Raw genomic sequence first — 2126 nt, forward strand, 5'->3', positions numbered from 1 at the left:
GGCAGGCAGCGGATACCGCGCACGTCGCGCAGCCGTTCGCGATAGATTGCGTCGATCCGCGCGCGCCGCGCCAGCGCTTCGTCGATATGCTGCAGTTGGAGCAGCCCGAACGCGGCGTTGATTTCGCTCATCTTGCCGTTGATGCCGGACGCAACCACGGTCACCTCGTCGACGAATCCGAAGTTCTTCAGATGGTCGATGCGCTGTTTGGTCTTGGCGTCCTGGCACATGATCGCGCCACCTTCGAAGGTATTGAAGACCTTCGTCGCGTGGAAGCTCAGCACGGCAAGGTCGCCGTGTTCGAGCACACTGCCGGTTTCGGTCTGCACGCCGAAAGCATGGGCCGCGTCGTAAATCACCTTCAGATTGTAGTTGTCGGCGATCTTCTGGATCGCCTCCACGTTGCAGGGATTGCCATAGCAATGCACAGGCATGATGGCCGTGGTGTTCGGCGTGATGGCGGCCTCGATCTTCTCCGGATCCAGATTGAGTGTGCGGGGCTCTATATCGACGAAGACAGGTTTGTTGCCGCGCCACAGTAACGAATGAGCGGTTGCAACGAACGAGTACGGCGTGGTGATGACCTCGCCGGAGACACGCAGGGCCTGCAGGGCGGTGATGAGCGCCAGTGTGCCGTTGGCGAACAGTGCCACGTGTTTGACGCCAAGGTATTCGCACAACGCGTCTTCCAGCTGTTGGTGGAATGGCCCGCCGTTGGTGAGTGTGTGGCTTTGCCAGATACGCTCAAGATACGGGACGAATTCCTCCAGCTGAGGCAAGAAGGGCTGAGTGACGTAGATAGGTTTGTCGGGCAAAAAGTGCCTCCGTTGAATACTTCAGATCGCTTTGTCTGGCTTTGGGTATGGTAGTGGTGTTTCCTGGGGCGGCAAACATCCCCATGCGGCGGTCTACCGATGTTTTTCTAGCGACTCAGGCGGTGAGTTTAGGCTCAATGCCATGCCGCCGGCGCAATTGCGATACCGTCACGGGGCCTCGGCCAGCTTGATGAGCCCGGTGATCTGTTCTGTGGAGAAGGGTTCTTCTTCGTGTCCACCCTCTGAAGCTGATGGACTCTTTAAAGCTTCAACTGGTGCGGTTCAGGGGGAGGGCGGGTCAGTACACATTGCCGGTGGTGCCACTGCTGCCTGGCTGTTTGGACATGCCCGGCAGCGAGTGCAATTCGGAAAGGCTTCGGTTCAGTCGGTTGCCTACATTCAAGCGGTATAGCGGCCGAAGCTCTTCACGCGCTTTGTCGATGCTGCCAGTCGCGACCAGCATGCGCACTAGAGTAATACGATAAGCAGGTTCGTCCGGAGCGTCTTTCACGGCGCCTTCGATCATGCGAAGGCCCATGGCGTGGTCGCCCAGCACGTTCCATGCGTAGTCGCCATAGGTGGCTTGCAGTCGGGCGCTGGGCCCGGGGTGATCCAGCGCGGCCTCGAAGGCTTGCACCATGCGATCGGTAGGCAGGGAGCAGGCGCCATCCCGGGCACACTGCGCCAGCGCGGCCAATGAACTTTCGTCCTGCACACCGGGCTTCCGCGCTTTGAGCTTGGCGATCATGCTGTCCCACCACTGCGGCTTGAGTGGCCGGTCCATGCGCGAGTTCATGAAGATCAGCGCCTGCTGCGGCAGGATCGAGGACTCGGGGAAGCTCGCGGCCTTTTCCAGCGGGGCATAGGCCAGTTGCGTGTACGGCGAGGCTGGATCGTAGTGCGAGTAGATGATGTAAGTGCGGCCAAGTTCGTATTGGGCACGTGGTGAGTCGGGTGCCCGTGCTGCCAGTTGTTGAGCCAGCCGTAACGGGTCGCCCCAGGCATAGGCGGTAGCGGCGGTCAATCCGACCCACCATAACAACAGGCAGGCCAGCAGCGTGCGTCGGGGCAGCAACCAGCGGCATCGATCTACAGGGGGCTGTACAGCCCGGGGTGGGATGGCCGCCAGCCAAGGTACTACGGCCAGCAGCACGCCGAAGCTGGCGAAGTAGTTGCGGTGTTCGTAGACCAGTTCCAGCGGGATGATACTTCCGGTCATCACGTGGCAGCCCAGATACAGGGCAATCCCCAGTGCCACCAGCGGCTGTCGGCGACGCAGCCAGAACGCCAGCACGACCAGTGCGGCGATGC

2 protein-coding genes are annotated in these 2126 nt (G+C 60.8%); both read right to left on the reverse strand.

What is annotated here, in order from left to right; all coding sequences use genetic code 11:
• The coding region (locus tag VF436_RS07400; RefSeq protein ID WP_330903367.1) for a DegT/DnrJ/EryC1/StrS family aminotransferase at positions 1 to 815 on the reverse strand (815 nt) is incomplete at its 3' end.
• A gap of 298 nt (positions 816 to 1113) precedes the next feature.
• Positions 1114 to 2126: tetratricopeptide repeat protein (locus VF436_RS07405; protein WP_414649824.1), on the reverse strand; the 1013-nt coding region annotated here is incomplete at its 5' end.

Origin of the sequence: Dyella sp., from assembly GCF_036384435.1 — a bacterium.
Lineage (GTDB): Bacteria > Pseudomonadota > Gammaproteobacteria > Xanthomonadales > Rhodanobacteraceae > GSA-30.